Here is a 16972-nt window from a genome sequence, read left to right on the forward strand (position 1 = left end):
CAACTCCGGGCACCGGCACGCCGAGCACCCGGAGACCACCGGTTTCAGCGATCCGCGACGACCCCGAAAACGGTGACCGAAATCGCACGGTACACGAGGCGTGACGACCGCGCACGACCACAAATCGGGCGTATTCCGACTGACGGCATCGCCGTACGTCATTGTGGTAAGCATGCCGACATGACCAGCACCATGGACGGGGCCGACACCCTGCGCGCGGACGTCCGCCGGGTCGAGCCGACGGACGCAGCCCGGATGCGGGCCCTCCGTCTGGAGATGCTCGCCGACGCCCCGCTGGCCTTCCTGGAGACCATCGCGGAGGCCGCAGCCCGCCCGCACGCCGAGTACGCCGCCCGAATCGCCCAGGTCTCGGCCGGCACCCACACCGCCCAGTTCGTGGCCGACCCCGGCGGCCGGCTGGTCGGGCACGCCGGCGGTGTCGCCCACCCCACGGAACTCGCGGTCACCGTGGTCTACGCGGTCTACGTCACCCCGACCTGGCGCGGCACGGGCCTGCTCGCGGACCTGATCGAAGCGGTGGGCGCCTGGTCCCGGGACTGCGGGCGGCGCGAGCTGATGCTCGAAGTCGTGGTGGGCAACGACCGCGCGTACCGCGCCTACCAACGGATCGGCTTCGCCGACACGGGCGTACGAGTCCCGCACCCGACCGTCCCCGCCCTCCGCGAACTCCAGATGCGCCGACGCGCGTAGTTGGGAGTGGGGTGGGGGTTTCCGGGCAGCCCACCCTGCTCCGGGCGGTCAGGCTTGATCCCTCCGCAGGGTGGGCTGCCCGGAAACCCGACGTGGTCCGGCTGGTCTCGTGGGTCGTCCTCGGGTTGGCCCCACTCGCCCTCTCCCTGCTGGGGCGACCCCTGACGGTCGTGGGGAGGCGGAACGGCCGGGTTGTCCCGGCGGGTGCGGCGCGCGCCAGGTCCCCTGCGCCGCCTTTGCTCTGCGTCAACCCACGCAACGAACAGGGCGATTCGTTCCTTCTGACAGAAAGCGCACTGGCAGAGCCCTGGCAGTTGCCCAGAACCAGCACGCTTTCCCGGAAGTGTTGCGTGGAGTGAAGCAGAGCGAAAGCGGCAGGCGGGAGTACCGCCGGGGTTCCGGGGCAGCCCACACCGCAAGCAATCGAAACCGATACCCCTAGGCGTGGCGGCGGCTCTGCACGATGCGGAAACGGTTGGCGACGTACGCGCCGTCGGTCAGCGCCGAGTTGGCCGCCGCGTTCGCGCCGCTGCCGTGGAAGTCGGAGAACGCCGCCGACTGGTTCACGAAGACGCCGCCGGTGAGGTTGCCGGACAGGTGCACCCCGACCTCGATCGCGGCGCTCTCGGCGGCGTCCAACACCGCCTCGTCGGTGGAGTAGACGGCTGCGGTCAGCGCACCCTTCTCCCCCACGGTCGCCCGGAGGATGTCCAGGCTGTGCGTGGTGGAGTCGGTGGCGATGGCGAAGGAGATCGGCCCGAACCACTCCCGCGAGTAGGTCGCCGTGTCGCCCGCGTCCAGCTTGACGACCGTCGGCGTACGCACCACCGCGTCCGGGAACGACGGGTGCGTGACGGCACGCGACTCCAGCACCGGCGTACCGACCTTGGTCACCTCGTCGAGGCGGTCCAGGACGCCGTCGTTGACGATGGCGCCGGTCAGCTCGACCCCCCGGGCCGGGTCGGCGGTGAGCTTGCCGACGGCGGCGGCGATCCCGGCGGCCACCTCGTCGAAGCTCTTGTGCCCCTGGTCGGTGTCGATGCCGTCCCGGGGGATGAGGATGTTCTGCGAGGTGGTGCACATCTGACCGCTGTAGAGCGTCAGGGTGAAGCCGAGGTTGCGGCACATGCCGGCGAAGTCGTCGGTGGAGTCGACCACGACCGTGTTGAGTCCGGCCTTCTCGGTGTAGACCGCCGCTTGGCGGGCGTTGGCCTCCAGCCAGTCGCCGTACTCGGTGGACCCGGTGAAGTCCACGATCTTGACGGCCGGGTGCAGAGCCAGGGTCGAGGCCAGCTTCTCGCCGGGCGCCTCGGGGGCGAGCAGGACCAGGTTCGGGTCGAAGCCGGCCTCGGCGAGCACCTCCCGGGCGTAGCGGACCGTCACGGCCAGCGGGAGTACGGCGCGCGGGTGCGGCTTGACCACCACCGGGTTGCCGGTCACCAGCGAGGCGAACAGGCCCGGGTAGGAGTTCCAGGTCGGGAACGTGTTGCAGCCGATGACGAGGGCGACGCCGCGCGGCACCACGTGGAACGTCTTGGTCATCCGCAACGGGTCGCCCTTGCCGGCGGCCTTCTCCCAGGCGGCGGTCCCCGGGTGCCGGGTCATCTCCGCGTACGCGTAGGCGACGGCCTCCAGCGCCCGGTCGAGCGCGTGCGCGCCACCGGCCTGGAACGCCATCACGAACGCCTGTCCGCTGGTGAACTGCACCGCGTTGGCCAGTTCGAAGACGTGCTTGTGCAGCCGGGCGAGGATCTCCAGGCAGACCCCGACCCGGATCTGTGGACCGGCGTCCCGCCACGCGGGCAGCGCCGTGGACGCGGCGGCGACGAGTTGGTCGGCGGTGGCGTGCGGGTACCGGACGTTCAGCGGCACACCGAACGGACTGGTCTCGGTGGCGACCCGGTCGCCGTCGCCCGGCTGGTCGAGCGGGAAGTCCCCGCCCAGGTACGCCTCGAACGCGGCCTTGCCGTCTGCGGCTGCGGTCTCGCCGTACACCCGGGGGCTGGGTGATTCCGGGTAGGCGGACCAGTACCCGCGCTCCGCGATCGCGGTCAGCGCGCGGTCGAGGGTGTCGGCGTGCCTGTCGTAGAGGGGGTGCGGGGTCTCCGTCATGCCCGCCATCATGCAACAGGAAGCCCCGCGATCAGTAGGGGCGTGTCACACCTCAGACGTCGAGCTGCCAGTTGCTCCACCGGTCCATCACCCGGAACCCGAGCTGCTCGTTGATCGCGATCATGTGGTCGTTGCTGTCCGCGTTGAAGGTGTCGATCACCTGGACAGCGGGCTCGTGGTCGAGCAGGTGACGAAGGTTCTCGATCTTCGTGAGCAGGCCGAGGCGGCGCCCCCGGTGCTCCGGGTCGACGATGGTGATCTGCTGGAAGGCGTGCCAGTCGGCGGTCGGTGACATGTCGAGCAGGGTCCAGGCGACCAGTCGGCCGGACCCCCGGTGCCGTACGCCCGCGTGGTACCGCCGCTTGCCGCGCGCTTCGAGCGCCCGCTCGGTGCCGCGTACCCGCTCCGCGTCGACCTGCTCGGGCTCCCACTCCAGGCCGCCCATCGGCGCGTCGGCCAGCAGCCGCCCGTCCAGATACGCGACGTCGGCGATCAGGTCGTCCGGCGTGTTCCCGCGCCAGAACAGCACCTCGTAGTCGGTGGCCCGGGACCGGGCGTCGGCGAGCAGCGCGTCCAGGGCGGTCTGGTCCAGCTCGGCGACGTGCAGTCGCCGCCGTACGTCGGCCAGGGCGTCGACCGCGCCGACGGTGGCGGCGAACCGGGTGGCCGGACCCGGCTGGTGGGGCTCGCCGCGCAGGTGTGCCCGGCTCATCGCGCTGACCCGTTTACGTCCACGCTCCCGCAGCACGCGCAGGCCGCGCTCGAACAGCGCCCGACCGACCCCCTGGCGGCGGTGGTCCGGATGGACGACGAGCTCGGCCGAGGCGTTCTCGGTGTTGTCGAGTTGCGGCAGGTGGAGCAGCAGGTATCCGGCGGCGACGCCGTCGACGTGGGCCAGCAGTGCGAGTGTCTCGGTGCCCGGCATCGGTTGGTGGAACAGCGCGGCGAACCGCTGCCGACTGAACGGTGGGTAGTCCGGCAGTTCCGCGGCGCTGTAGTCGGCACCGACCTGGAACGCCTGCTCGATGGCCGACTCGTCGTCGGCACCGAAGGGGGTGATGGTGATGGCCATCTCCGCAGCCTGCGGGACGACGAGCGACGGGGCCAGCGATTATTCGCTGGCCCCGTCGGGAAGCTTGGTCGGGAGGGACGATCGCACAACGCCTCCGGCGCTGGGTCGTAAAGACTGAAAGTCTACGGCGAAGCGCCCTCCCGCACGAAGCATCTTGCGCCGCCCGGTTCCTGCCGTCAAGTACTCGACGGCGTGTTTTCGGCACTCACCGCGAAAAGCCCGTTACCCGGCGGATCGGTCGGCGTGCAACATGCCGACCAGCCGACGAGTTCGCGGTGTGCCTCAGCCGAGCAGGCCGGCGTCGCGGGCGGCCCGCAGCGACGGCTTGATCCGGTGGGTCGGTCCGACCTCGCCCGCGACCGCGTCGAGCGTCTTGAGCCCCTCGCCGGTGTTGTAGACCACCGTCTCCGCGGTCGGGTCCAACTTTCCGGACTCGACCAGCTTGCGCAGCACCGCGACGGTCACCCCGCCGGCCGTTTCCGCGAAGACCCCGGTGGTACGCGCCAGCAGCCGCACGGCGGCACGGATCTCGTCGTCGTCGGCGTAGTCCATCCAGCCGCCGGTACGGCGTACCGCCTCCAGGGCGTACAGGCCGGCGGCCGGGTCGCCGATGTTGAGCGACTTGGCGATCCCGGTCGGCTTGACCGGGGTGATCGTGTCCCCGCCGCCGTGCAGGGCGGTGGCGATCGGGTTGCAGCCGGCCGACTGGGCACCGAAGACCTTCCACCCGCCGGCCGGTGCCTCGACCAGGCCGATCTCGACCAGCTCGCTGAACGCCTTGTCGACCTTGGTGAGCAGTTCGCCGGAGGCCATCGGGATCACGACCTGGGCCGGAATCCGCCAGCCGAGTTGCTCGGCGACCTCGTAGCCGAGCGTCTTGGACCCCTCGGCGTAGTACGGCCGGACGTTGACGTTGACGAAGGCGGTGTCCTCGAACTCGTCGGTCTCCACCAGTTCGCCGCAGAGCCGGTTCACGTCGTCGTACGAGCCGTCGATGGCGACCAGCTCACCGCCGTACACGGCGGTCGTCACGACCTTGCCCTGCTCCAGGTCACTGGGGATGAAGACCACCGACGGGGTGCCGGCCCGGGCCGCGTGGGCGGCGACGGAGTTGGCCAGGTTGCCGGTGGAGGCGCAGGCGAACCGGGCGAAGCCGAGCGCCCGGGCGGCGGTCAGCGCGACCGAGACGACCCGGTCCTTGAACGAGTGGGTGGGGTTGGCGCTGTCGTCCTTGACCCAGAGCGGGCCGGTGATGCCCAGCTCGGCGGCGAGCTGGTCGGCGGCGACCAGCGGCGTGAAACCGGGGTCCAGGCTGACCCGGGTGGCCGGGTCCTGCCCGGCGGGGAGCAGCGCCGCGTAGCGCCAGATGTTCTGCGGGCCCGCCTCGATCTGCTCGCGGGTCACGGTGGCGAGGGCCGCCGGGTCGTAGTCGACCTCCAGCGGGCCGAAACACTCGTAACAGGCGTGCTGCGCGGCCAACGGGTAGCGGGCCGAACAGGCGCGGCAGACCAGGGCGCGGGCGGGGCTGGCGGTGGTGTCGATCCCGGTAGGGGCGAGCGTCGACGTCATGTCCGAGTCCTCTCATCTTCCCCCACATCGCACCCTGCGGCGGGGACGGAATTGGCACCTGCCCCACGGGACGCTCAGCGATGAGCGCGTGGGGTGGTTGCCGGGGCGTCGTCGGGCCGTATCCCTCAGCCCCTCTGGATGAGGTATTCAGTTGTGCCGCCGAGTCTAGGCAATCGCGCCGCGCTCGTCAGCGTTCGATCTCAGCCTGTGAGCGATTCCTCACCGCCGCCACCGCCTGAGGGACGGCGACGACCCTGGACCGGACGGCTCCGGCGGTGCCGGAGGAGACCCGGTCCAGGGTCGCGCACGAGCGTCGGCCTGGCCGCCGCACCAGCCGGATCAGGCCGGTACGGACCTGCGTTCGGCCGCCTTCACGTCCAGTGCGGCCCCGTTGCGCTGGCGCAGCAGGTTGTCCAGCGCCCAGCTACCCGGACCGAGTATCGCGATCAGCAGGAACGACCAGCAGAACAGCACGGACAGCTCGCCGTTGTTGCGCAGCGGCAGCAGCGCCTCGGGCTGGTGGACGACGAAGTAGGCGTAGGCCATCGAGCCCGACGCCACCAGGGCCGCCGGCCGGGTGAGCAGACCGACGAGCACCAGGGCGCCGCAGACGGCCTGGATCAGCGCGGCCCACCAGCCCGGCCACGTGCCGAGCGGGACGGGTTCACCGCTCCCCCGGGCACCGCCGAAGACGCCGAACAGAGACGACAACCCGTGGCAGAGAAACAGCAGGCCGATGACCATGCGGAACAGGGACAGGGCCGGCCCGCCGAACCGGTCAGTACGCATTCCGGAACCTCCATTGTGGATGGACGAGGGCAACCAGAATGCGGGATTGATAAATATTTGTCGATGCAATCTCTTCCTTTGGGAACGCTCCCACATCGATGGTAGCGACTGGAACTTCCGAAGGAACCCCCCTCGACGAAGATCGTTTCGATCACCCTCCGTAACGACTCCCTGTACACCCTGGACATGTGACCGCAACAAGTCGCGGTCATCCGAGCCGGAGCCGCGCGCCCACCCGGGTCCGGAAGCGGCCACCGTCGTCCCACCAGCCGGTACACCGAGCGGCCCCCGGCCGACCGCGACGCCCTCCCGAACCACCCGCCTCGCCACGCCGACAGCCGGGCGAGCGATCGAGCACCGTGATGCGACGATGGCCCGATGCGAGACATCCACGGGGGATCGATTCCGGAGACGACCCCGAGACACGGCCCGGGTGACCGGCGTACGCGGCACGCCGCGCTGCTGACCGCCGTCACGATGCTCGCCGGCTGCGCGCCGACCGACGCGTCGCACAACGCCCCGGGCGACCCGCCGCCGGAGCCGCTCGGCGCGGCCACCGCCCCGGCACCGACCTCGGCCGGGCCGGAGGTCTGCCCCGAGTCCGGCGTACGGATCCGCTACCTCGGTGTCAGCGCGGCCATGGGGCTCCGGGCGATGGGCGTCGAACTGGTCAACTGCGGCGACCGGCCGTACCCGCTGCACGGCTATCCGGCGTTACGGCTCTACGACGGCGAGGGGCGACCGCTCAGCGTCCGGGTGGTCCCCGGGGCGGCCGGGATCGCCTCGGGCTTCGACGACCCACCCCGGCGACTGGTGGTGGCACCGGGCGACGCGGCCGGAGCTGCCGTGATCTGGCGCAACCTGGTCGACGACCCGACCGTGGCCGCCACCGAGGCCACGCGGGTGGAGATCGCGGCGGGCAAGGGGCAGCCGGGGCAGGTACTCGACATGGAGGGGCCGATCGACCTCGGCAACACCGACCGGATCGGAGTCAGCGCCTGGAAGAAGCGGACGGGCCCGACACCGACGCCCACCGATTCGGCGGACGACGGCGTCGACGCCGCACTCAGCTCGTGATGTCCTTGCGGGTGAAGCGCCAGAAGGCGAGCCCCCAGAACAGGGTGGCGTAGCAGATCGCCGAGATGGCCCCTCGGACGATGTCGTCGGTCTGCACGGGCGTGGAGAGCAGCCCCAGCCAGGCGGTGCTGTAGTGGGTCGGCAGGAACGACCGGATCGCGCCGAGCGCGGTGATCTGGTCGAGGATGCTGGAGAGGATCCACAGCAGCACCGCACCGCCCACCGCGCCCAGCGCGGCGTCGGTGACCACCGAGAGCAGGAACGCCAGACCGGCGACGACCAGCAGCACGACCGCCAGGTAGCCGAGCACCGCCAGCAGGCGGAGCAGCCCCTCGCCGGGTTCGAGCTGCGCGGCGACCGTGCTACGCAGCGGTGACCAGCCGTACCGCAGGGTGCCGATCAGCAGGGCCGTGCCGGCGAGCAGCACCAGCGCGAACGCCGAGTACGCGAGCGCCACCAGCAGCTTCACCGTCAGCAGCCGGGCCCGGGGCACCGGCACCGCCAACAGGTAACGCAGGCTGCCCCAGCTCGCCTCGCTGGCCACCGTGTCGCCGCAGAACAGCGCCACCACCACGACCAGCAGGAACGAGGCGGAGACGAAGATGGTGAACAGGGTGAAGTTCAGCCCGCCGGAGGTGGCGAACGAGACGAGGCTGCCGAACTCGCCCCGGCCGTTGTCGTCGTCACCCGAGTCGAACTGGAACGCGATCAGGATGATCAACGGCAGCAGCACCATGAAGCCGAGCGCCAACTGGGTGCGCCGCCGCGCCGCCTGTCGGCGGAACTCGGCACCGAACGGCAGCGTCCTCGACGGCCGGTAGCCGGCGGCGGCGCCCGACGGAGCCACCTCGGACTCCTCCCGCGTCGGCACGGTCGATCCCGCCATCACCGGTCCCCGCTTCCCCGAGAGTTCTCGCCCACCAGGGCGAGGAACGCGTCCTCCAGGCGGCGCCGGGGCACCACCCGGTCCACCCCGATACCGGCCCGCACCAGTTCGGCGACCACCTCGCTGCGGGCGGTGCCGTTGGTGTCCACCACCAGGTGCCCGTCGGCGTCGTCCAGCACCCGTACGCCGCCGAGGTCGTTGAGCACGTCCCGGGCCGCGCGCGGGTCGCTCACCTCGAACAGCACGCTCGGCGAGTCGCCGACGATGTCCTCCACCGGCCCGGAGGCCACGATCCGGCCCTTGTTGACCACCACGGCGTGCGTGCAGGTCTGTTCCACCTCGGCGAGCAGGTGGCTGGAGACCAGCACCGCGCGGCCGTCGGTGGCGTACCGCTGGAGCACCCGACGCATCTCGGCGATCTGCGGCGGGTCCAGCCCGTCGGTCGGCTCGTCGAGCACCAGCAGCTCGGGCAGGCCGAGCATGGCCTGGGCGATGGCCAACCGTTGCCGCATGCCGTGGCTGTACTTGCGGACCCGCCGGTGCACCGACGAGCCCAGCCCGGCGATCTCCAGCGCCTGTGCGAAGTGCGCGTCGGCCTCCGGCCGCCCGGTCGCCCGCCAGTACGCCCTGAGGTTCTCCAGACCGGACAGGTGCGGCAGGAAGCCGGGCCCCTCGACGAGCGCGCCGATCCGGGAGAGCACCGGCGATCCCGGCACCAGCCGATGCCCGAAGACGTAGATCTCCCCGGCCGTCGGCTGGGTCAGCCCCATCAGCACCCGCAGGGTGGTGGTCTTGCCGGCACCGTTGGGCCCGAGTAGGCCGACCACCTGACCGGGGTGCACCTCGAAGTCCACCTCGGAGACGGCCACGAAGCCGTCGGCGTACTCCTTGCGCAGATGGCGCACGGCCAGCGGGGTGTCCGCGTACTCGGGATGGATCGAGGTGTCCTGGCGGCGGTGCCGCAGGCGCAGCACGGCCACGAGCACGACGAGCCCGATCACGATCGCGGCGATCAGCCCGACCAGCACCCAGCGCCAGAGCGCCGCCTCGGTGGGGATCGGGTCGCTGTCGACGGTCGGCAGGCCGACCGGCGTGTCACCGACCGCGACCGTGTAGACGGCCGGCTCGATCGGGGTGGTGTACGCCTGGTCCGAGGTGGCCACCACCAGCCGGAGCCGGTGCCCGGCCTCCACCCGGTGCACGATCGCCGGCAGGGTCACGGTGACCGGCGCGGCGGCGTCGACGGTGGCCGGCAGACCGCTGAGCCGGATCGGCGCGATCAGTCCGCTCGGCAGGGTGGCCGCCCCCTCCGGGTCGACCACGTAGAGCTTGGCGAAGAGGACCGCCTCGCCGCTGCTCGACGCGGCCCGCAGCGACACCGTGGGCGCACCGACGATGTCGACCGCCTCGGTCAGCGGCTCGGACTCGAACCGGGCATGCTGCCCCGGTATGTCGCCGGCCACCCCGCTGAGCAGTGAACTCAACGAGCCGGCGAACGGCACCGAGGAGATCGCGGCGGGGTTGCCGCCCGGTGGGTTGGCCACCGGCTGGGGCGGCCCGGCCACGGTCACCTCGCGGCGGGAGTCGCCGCCGAGACCGGGGTAGTCGTCGGTGCGGTAACCGGTGGCGACCAGCCCCCGGTCCATCGCGTCGAAGCCGGCGATCCGGGAGAAGGTGAAGGTGTCGCCGGGTGCGTCCCCGGTGCCCGCGACGTAGTGGTCGAGCCACTGCGCGGTCAGGAACTTCACCCGGTCGGAGTCGGTCTGCGGTCCGGCGCCGCCGTCGTGGCCGCCGGTGAACCAGGCGACCCGCACCGGGGTGCCGTTGGCGGCGATGCCCCGGGCGTTGGCGTCGGCCTCGCCCAGCGGGAAGAGCGTGTCCGCCGCGCCCTGGACCAGCAGGGTGGGCGCCTCGATCCGGTCCAGCACACCGGCCGGGCTGGACCGGCGCAGCAGGTCGACGGCGGCCTGGTCGGCCTGACCGGTGGCGGCGATGCGCAGGTACGCGGCGCAGACGTCGGCGGCGAACCGGCCGCAGGAGGGATCGGGCAGGGCACCGGCGGCCGGGGCGCCCGGCGCGGTGCCCGGCCCCTGACCCGGCGCGGGGCTGGGCGGGCCGGCGTCCGGCGCACCCTCCGGCGACTCGGCGCCGGTGCCGGAGATACCGGCCGGTCCGGAGCCGACGGCGCCGCCACCACCGAAGAAGATGCCGGCCCAGCCGGACTTGAACACCCCGGCGGTCGGTTCCCCACCGGCGCTCTCCGGCAGGAAGGACCGGGACAGGTCGTTCCAGGTGATCATCGGGACGATCGCGTCCACGCGCTGGTCCTGGGCGGCGAGCAGCAGCGCCAGCGCGCCGCCGTAGGAGCCGCCGACCACGCCGACCCGGGGGTCGCCCGCCGCGTCGGTCCGGATCTCCGGACGGTCGGCCAGCCAGTCCAGCAGTCGCTGCGCGTCGCGGACCTCGTGGTCGGGGCTGTCCAGGTGGATCTGGCCACCGCTGCGACCGAAGCCCCGGGCGGTCCAGGTCAACACCGCGTAACCCCGGTCGGCGAGGTCCTCGGCGTCGGTGCGGACCGAGTTCTTGGTGCCGCCGAACCCGTGCGCGAGCAGTACCGCGGGCACCTTCCGGTCGGCGGCGGCCTCGCGCGGCAGGTACAGCGTGGTGTCCAGGTCGACGGGCTCGTCGCCGGTCGGCCCGGATCGCACGGTGAGCATCGCGGCCTCGGTCCGGAAGCTCGGCCGGTCCGGCCACACCGCCCAGACGACGACCGCCGCCAGCAGTGCGACAGCCACCGACGCGGCGACGGCCCGGCGGCCGGTGGGCAGGGCACGGCGAATCCGCTCGGCCGAGAACGGCGATCTCATTCGGCACACGGTACGGCCCGCAACCTGAGTGGTAGCTGAGATCCGCCGTACGTCCGTCCTACTCGGCCGATCGTCATCCGCAAGAGGTCGACCGCACATCCTCCGTAGGCGAACCTTTGGGATGACTTCGCATCATGGAAATTAATGCCTTTCACTGGAAACTACGCGTTACTACGACGTATCTCCATGGAAAGAGCCACCCACCGTAGTCAATCAGTTAATCCTCCGTCACATCGCTCGAAGTGACGCAAACCTGACCCGGAGAGACCGATACAGACAGTCCCGGTTCGATTAGTTTTCCGGTCCGGCGCACGGGACCGGCTCCTTGACGCCATCCCCCGACCGCTGCGCCACCCGGAGGAGAAACCATGACCGTTCCCGCTTCGCGGGTCCGTCGCCGGCCCCGGACACCGGGCCGCATCCTGCCGCTGATACTCGCCACCGCGCTGCTGTTGCCGGTGGCGTTCCTCGTCATACGCGCCCACCAGTACATCGACGCCGACCGCGAGGCCCTCCAGCAGGAGCGGTTGGGCGTGGAGTACCTGCGTGCCCTCGGACCGGTGACCGAGGCCCTGGTGGACGCGCAGAGCGCCGCCGTGGCCGACCGCCGACCGCCCCGCGAGAACCTCCAGAAGGCCGTCGAGCAGGTCGCCGCCGTGGACGCCCGCATCGGTGCCGAGCTGAGCACCAACGAACGGTGGGCCGGGATCCGGGCCAAGCTGGAGGCGCTGCCCGAGCGGTCGCTCGACCCGGAGGCGGCCTTCAGCGCCTACCGGGAGGTCACCGACCTGCTGCTGGCCCTGCACGGCAAGGTACGCGAGACCTCCGGCCTGATCCGCGACTCCGGCGCCGCCTCGTACTTCCTCCAGGACGGTGTCGGCGAGGAGATGCCGGAGGCGACGGTGGCCGCCGGGCGGCTCGTCGACGCGGCCGTCCTGGCCGGGCAGCGGCCCGCCAGCGACCAGGTACGCACCCTCAGCGAGCTGGCCACGCTGCGGCTGGCCGCCCTGCAACCCGCCAACGACCTGGTCAACAACCTGCGCGCGGTGGTGGACAGCTCGGCGAGCGCCGACCTCGGCGCGAGCGTGCTCACGCCGTTCGACGCCTACCAGCGGGCCGCCGAGGCGATGGCGCTGCACTCCCAGCCGGACAACCGGACCGGCACGATCAACCTGGTCCGGCTGACCAGCGCACGGGACGACGCCCAGCGGGCCGCCGGACAGCTCCAGCCGATCCTGCTCGACGAGATCGACCGACTGCTGGTGGAGCGGATCGACCAGCTCGACCGGGACGACGTGCTGACCATGGTCGCGGGCGGTGTCGCCGGCCTGCTCCTGATCGCCCTGGCGGTGGCCGGGTGGCTGTCTCGCCCGAGTGACACCACCGGTCGACCGCACACCACCGACGACGAAGCCGGCGACCTGGAGCACCCTGCCGACACCCGGTGGGAGCCCATGCGTACGCCGGGCGACCGCGCGCTCCAGCCGGTCGGGCACGGCCACGACCCGGATCGGTGGAGGCCCTTCGATGCTGCTCGATAGGCTCCGGATCCGGGGCAAGCTGGCCCTGTTGGTGCTCATCCCCCTGCTCTGCATGCTCGGGCTGACGCTGCCGGTGGTGTGGGAACGCGCCGGGGTGGCCCAGCGGGCCGGTGACATCGAGAGCACCGTCCGAGTCGCCAGCCGGGTCGGCACCCTGCTCCAACACCTCCAGCGGGAGCGGATGCTCGCCATCGGACTGCTGCTGCGACAGGTCGAGCGCACCGACCTGGTCCAGGAGATCGCGGAGGTGGACGACCTGATCGTCGACCTGCGCACCGAGCTGGGCGACGAACTGCCCGGCGAGGTGTCGACCGCGCTCGACGGCGTCCGGCAACTCGCCCCGGTACGCACCGCCACGCTCGCTGGACAGGCCACCCCGGACCAGGTCATCGGCGCGTACGGGCCGGTGAACCTCAACCTGATCGACTCGCTGCGGCTGCCGTACGACGTGGACACCCGCACCTCGGCCGGACGACAGGTGTTGGCGCTGGACGGGATCCTGCGCAAGAGCGAGGGGCTCGGCAGCGGCGCCGCTCTGCTGGTGCTGGTCGCGGCGAGGCCCAGCCCGCAGCTCGCCACCGTCTTCGTGGCCAACATGGCCACCCTCCAGTCGGAGACCAACCAGTTGCTCGGCCTGATCACGCCCGAGCAACTGGCACTGATGGACATCGAGCAGGCCGCCCTGGACGCCCGGACCGGGCCGGGCTTCCTGGACCAGAGTTCGCTGGACCCGGTCGGTGCGGTGTCCCAGACGCCCGTCGAGGTCCTCTACCCGACCATCTCCTCACTGATCACCCTCGGCCAGTTCGTGGAGAAGAAGCTGGTCGCCGACGTGACCGCCGAGGTGCGGGCGGACCGGCAGGCAGCGCTCGCCGAGGCGTACTGGGTGACCGCCCTGGTGCTGCTGATCCTGGTCGTGGTGGTGCTGCTCGCCCTGGCCATCGGCCGGACCGTGGCCCGACCGCTGACCCGCCTCACCCGCTCCGCCGACCGGGTCGCCCGGGTCGCCGAGTCCGAGCTGGTGCGGGTGGCCGACGACGAGACCGACAACGCCCAGCCGATCCGGCTCGACCGGGTCGACGTCCGCGCCCGGGACGAGATCGGTGACCTGGCCCGCGCCTTCGAGCGGGTGCAGAGCACCGCCGCCCGGCTGGTGGAACGGCAGGTGGCCAGCCGGCGCAACGTGGCCCAGATGTTCGGGCACGTCGGCCGACGTACGCAGAACCTGGTCGGCCGGCAGATCGCGCTGATCGACCGGCTGGAGCAGCAGGAGGCGGACCCGGGTCGGCTGGAGAGCCTGTACCGGCTCGACCACATCTCCAGCCGGTTGCGGCGCAACGCCGGCAACCTGGTGGTGCTCTCCGGTGCCACCGGCGACGTCACCCACGTCGCGCCGGTCCCGCTGGCCGACGCGGTCCGCCTCGCCCTCGGTGAGATCGAGGACTACACCCGGGTCGACGTCGCGGTCCCGGCCGAGGTCTCGGCGGCTCCGGCGATCATCGGTGACCTGGTGCTGGCGCTGGCCGAGTTGATGGAGAACGCCACGGTCTTCTCCCCGCCGCACACCCGCGTGGTGGTCGGCGGCGAGGTGACCGAGGACGGTGCCCGGCTGACCGTGGTCGACCACGGGATCGGCATGACCGAGGCGCGGCTGGCCGACGAGAACGTCCGACTCACCCGCCGGGAACGGCTCGACCTCGCCCCGACCGAGGTGCTCGGACTCTTCGTGGTGGGCCGACTGGCCCGGCGACACGGCTGGGGCGTCGGCCTGTCCGCGACGCCCGGCGGCGGCGTCACCGCCACCCTGCTCATCCCCCGGGTGTCACTGGTCTTCGGCACCGGCGGCGTGACCACGACCGTCCGGGTCGGCACCGCCGTCGCGCTGCCGACCCGGCACCAACCCGACCCGGGCACCCCGCCGATGCCGGACGGCCCGGCGCAGGCCGAACCGGTGCCGGTCGGGGTCGGCGGTCCGACCCGGCCCCCGGTCGAGGCCACCGCACTGCCCGGCTTCGACCAGAAACTGCTCAGCCGGGCCACCGAGAGCATGGAGCTGGGTGAGTCCTGGGACGCCTTCGCCACCGCTCCGGACACCGTCGCACCGGACCACACCGTCGCACCGGGCCACGCTCCCGCCCCGGACCACACCGTCGCGCCGGACCGTCCAACCGAGGGCGACCCCGCCGTACCGGCCGGGGCCGAGCCGGCGCGGGCGGAGGCACCGTCGCCCGCACCGACCGGCCGGCTGCCCGGTGTCCGGCAGCGCGTCCCCGGCGCCAGCCTGTCCCGGAGCGCGCCCCGGGTGGGGCCGGTGGACGCCACCGGTGCCGACCCGGTCGCCGCCCGCGCCCTCGTCGAGCAGTTCGAGTCGGGCGTACGCCGGGCCGAGCTGAGCCGCGCGGCGGCGCTCCCACAGCCGGTCGCGCCCGCACCGTCCGGTACCCCCACCGAACTGACCCGGCGCGTGCCGGGCGCGAACCTGATCGTCACGGCTCCCCGTCAGACGGTGGCCCAGAACCCCGGTGACCCGGCCGAGGTCCGCGATCTCCTCAACGCGTTCGAGACCGGCGTCGCCCGGGCTCTGCGCGATGTCCGTCCCGACCGCAGCGACGAAGAAGGAACGCCACTTTGACCAGCCCGCACGTACACGAGAACCTCGACCACCAGAGTCACCCGGCCGGCGACCTCAGCCCCGAGGCCCGCACGTTCAACTGGCTCCTGGACACCTTCACCTCGAGCACGGCAGGGGTGCTGGAGGCGATCGCCGTCTCGTCCGACGGGTTGCTGATGGCCATGTCCGCGATCAAGGACCGGTCCAACGCGGAACGGCTCGCCGCGGTGGTCTCCGGCATGACCAGCCTGGCCGGCGGTGCCGCGAGCTGGTACGCGCTGGGCGGGCTCAACCGGGTCGTGGTCGACATGGCCGAGGGCTATCTGCTGATCAGCGCGATCAGCAGCGGCTCGGTACTCGGTGTGGTCGCCGACCGGTCGGCCAACCTCGGCACCGTCGCGTACGAGATGACCCTGTTCGCCGGTCGGGCCGGAAGCGCACTCACCCCGCGCCTGATCGCCGAACTCAAGAACTCCGTTCAGCAATGAATCCCGACGCCGCCGGTGCGGAACCGGAGCCGGTGCTCCGGATCCGGCCCTACCTGCGTGAGCCCTCCCCGGTCGGCGGCGACGCCGGCCCGGTGGACGCACCGGCGGCGGTCGGATCGGAACCCGAGACGGCCGGTCCGACCGGACTCCGCCCGTTCGTGCTCACGGCCGGGCGGGTGGCCGGCGCGGACCCGTCGATCGGCCTGGAGACCCAGGTGACCGCCCGGCCCGGCCCCGAGCCGTGGACCAGTGTGACCGCTCGGCTGACCCCGGAACTCCAGGCGATCGTGGCACTCTGCGGCGACCCGATCTCGGTCGCCGAGATCTCCGCCAAGACCCGGTTGCACTTCGGTGTGACCCGGGTCCTGGTGGGCGACCTGCGGGCCGCCGGCCATCTGGACGTACACGTCAACGATGCCGACGACGCCCTCGACCCCGACGTCATCCTGCGAGTGATTGATGGACTTCGTGCAATCTCCTGACTGGCCGGTCGCCCCGCAGGGCGCGCTCTCCGCCAACAGCGCCGCGGCCCGCTACGGTGGCTCCGCGCCGGTCCCACCACCGGTGGGACGGGCCACTCCGCCGCCGCCCCCCGCCCCGGTGACCCCGCCACCGCCGTACCTGCCTCCGGCGGCGACCGGCGGCACGGGTGCACACCGCCGGACCCCGCCGATCCCGGTCAAGATCCTGGTGGCCGGCGGCTTCGGAGTGGGTAAGACGACCACCGTGGGCGCCATCTCGGAGATCGTGCCGTTGACCACCGAGGCGGAGATGACGATCGCGGGTATCGGGGTCGACGACCCCGGCCAGCGCTCGGACAAGACGACGACCACGGTGGCGATGGACTTCGGTTGCGTCACCATCGACCGCAGCCTGAAGCTCTACCTGTTCGGTACGCCCGGCCAGGCCCGCTTCGGCTTCATGTGGGACGACCTGGCCCGGGGTGCGCTCGGCGCGCTGGTGGTGGTGGACAGCGCCCGGTTGGACGACTGCTATCCGGCGATCGACTTCTTCGAACGGGCCGGCCTGCCCTTCGTGGTCGGGGTGAACGCCTTCGACGGGCGGCTGGCGCACGACCTCAACGCGATCCGGTGGGCCCTGGCCATCGGTGAGCACGTACCTCTGGTGCAGTTCGACGCCCGGGATCGGCTCTCGGTGCGGGACGCCCTGCTGGTCGTCCTCGATCGAGCGCTGGACCGGGCGATCCGGGACAAGCGGGCCTGAGTCGACCGGCTCACGGCCGCTCGTG

General features: G+C 72.0%; 13 protein-coding genes and 1 riboswitch. Of the genes, 7 read left to right on the forward strand and 6 right to left on the reverse strand.

Translation table 11 applies throughout. The features are described from left to right. Positions 1-180: 180 nt before the first annotated feature. On the forward strand, positions 181-711 hold the full coding sequence (locus ACQVFL_RS27545) for a GNAT family N-acetyltransferase (RefSeq protein ID WP_396689935.1): 531 nt from the start codon (positions 181-183) through the stop codon (positions 709-711). A 438-nt stretch (positions 712-1149) separates the two neighbouring features. On the opposite strand, the gene paaN is transcribed toward ACQVFL_RS27545, so the two are convergent. The 4 genes from paaN to ACQVFL_RS27565 form a co-directional block, all read right to left on the reverse strand. Continuing rightward, positions 1150-2823 carry a phenylacetic acid degradation protein PaaN gene (paaN, locus tag ACQVFL_RS27550; RefSeq protein ID WP_396689933.1) on the reverse strand — a complete coding sequence of 558 codons (1674 nt, stop codon included), beginning with the start codon at positions 2821-2823 and terminating at the stop codon, positions 1150-1152. Positions 2824-2875: 52 nt separating this feature from the next. After that, positions 2876-3895 carry an N-acetyltransferase family protein gene (locus tag ACQVFL_RS27555; protein WP_431727898.1) on the reverse strand — a complete coding sequence of 340 codons (1020 nt, stop codon included), beginning with the start codon at positions 3893-3895 and terminating at the stop codon, positions 2876-2878. A 282-nt stretch (positions 3896-4177) separates the two neighbouring features. Further along, the gene (gene thrC / locus ACQVFL_RS27560; RefSeq protein ID WP_396689930.1) at positions 4178-5464 is read right to left on the reverse strand and encodes a threonine synthase; all 1287 of its coding nucleotides are present in this window, start codon (positions 5462-5464) and stop codon (positions 4178-4180) included. 9 nt (positions 5465-5473) lie between these two features. Then, a riboswitch (SAM riboswitch) is annotated at positions 5474-5609 on the reverse strand. Between the two features lie 194 nt (positions 5610-5803). Further along, positions 5804-6253, reverse strand: a complete 450-nt coding sequence (locus ACQVFL_RS27565) for a DoxX family protein (RefSeq protein ID WP_431727899.1) — start codon at positions 6251-6253, stop codon at positions 5804-5806. A 378-nt stretch (positions 6254-6631) separates the two neighbouring features. Here ACQVFL_RS27565 and ACQVFL_RS27570 point away from each other — a divergent pair, with 378 nt between their 5' ends. Next, complete coding sequence (locus ACQVFL_RS27570) at positions 6632-7330, forward strand: DUF4232 domain-containing protein (protein ID WP_431727900.1); 699 nt, start codon at positions 6632-6634, stop codon at positions 7328-7330. Here the strand turns inward: ACQVFL_RS27570 and ACQVFL_RS27575 are convergent. Then, positions 7320-8216: an ABC transporter permease gene (locus ACQVFL_RS27575; protein WP_396689925.1), complete on the reverse strand. Its 897-nt coding sequence runs from the start codon at positions 8214-8216 to the stop codon at positions 7320-7322. The two genes, ACQVFL_RS27570 and ACQVFL_RS27575, sit on opposite strands and share 11 nt — an antisense overlap. Continuing rightward, positions 8216-11083: an alpha/beta fold hydrolase gene (locus ACQVFL_RS27580; protein ID WP_431727901.1), complete on the reverse strand. Its 2868-nt coding sequence runs from the start codon at positions 11081-11083 to the stop codon at positions 8216-8218. The genes ACQVFL_RS27575 and ACQVFL_RS27580 overlap by 1 nt, the downstream gene beginning before the upstream one ends. A 368-nt stretch (positions 11084-11451) precedes the next feature. Here ACQVFL_RS27580 and ACQVFL_RS27585 point away from each other — a divergent pair, with 368 nt between their 5' ends. Genes ACQVFL_RS27585 through ACQVFL_RS27605 form a run of 5 tightly spaced genes read left to right on the forward strand, consistent with a single transcriptional unit; the run spans position 11452 to position 16947 of the window. Next, positions 11452-12624, forward strand: a complete 1173-nt coding sequence (locus tag ACQVFL_RS27585) for a hypothetical protein (RefSeq protein ID WP_431727902.1) — start codon at positions 11452-11454, stop codon at positions 12622-12624. Further along, entirely contained in the window at positions 12611-15256 is a 2646-nt protein-coding gene (locus tag ACQVFL_RS27590; protein ID WP_431727903.1) for a nitrate- and nitrite sensing domain-containing protein, read from the forward strand. The genes ACQVFL_RS27585 and ACQVFL_RS27590 overlap by 14 nt, the downstream gene beginning before the upstream one ends. Further along, positions 15253-15723 carry a roadblock/LC7 domain-containing protein gene (locus tag ACQVFL_RS27595; protein WP_131055729.1) on the forward strand — a complete coding sequence of 157 codons (471 nt, stop codon included), beginning with the start codon at positions 15253-15255 and terminating at the stop codon, positions 15721-15723. The genes ACQVFL_RS27590 and ACQVFL_RS27595 overlap by 4 nt, the downstream gene beginning before the upstream one ends. Further along, positions 15720-16205 carry a DUF742 domain-containing protein gene (locus ACQVFL_RS27600; protein WP_396689920.1) on the forward strand — a complete coding sequence of 162 codons (486 nt, stop codon included), beginning with the start codon at positions 15720-15722 and terminating at the stop codon, positions 16203-16205. Before ACQVFL_RS27595 ends, ACQVFL_RS27600 begins: the two co-directional genes overlap by 4 nt. Beyond that, on the forward strand, positions 16183-16947 hold the full coding sequence (locus ACQVFL_RS27605) for a GTP-binding protein (protein ID WP_396689919.1): 765 nt from the start codon (positions 16183-16185) through the stop codon (positions 16945-16947). The genes ACQVFL_RS27600 and ACQVFL_RS27605 overlap by 23 nt, the downstream gene beginning before the upstream one ends. The last annotated feature ends 25 nt before the right edge of the window (positions 16948-16972 follow it).

The organism is Verrucosispora sp. TAA-831 (assembly GCF_050780145.1).
Classification (GTDB): domain Bacteria; phylum Actinomycetota; class Actinomycetes; order Mycobacteriales; family Micromonosporaceae; genus Micromonospora.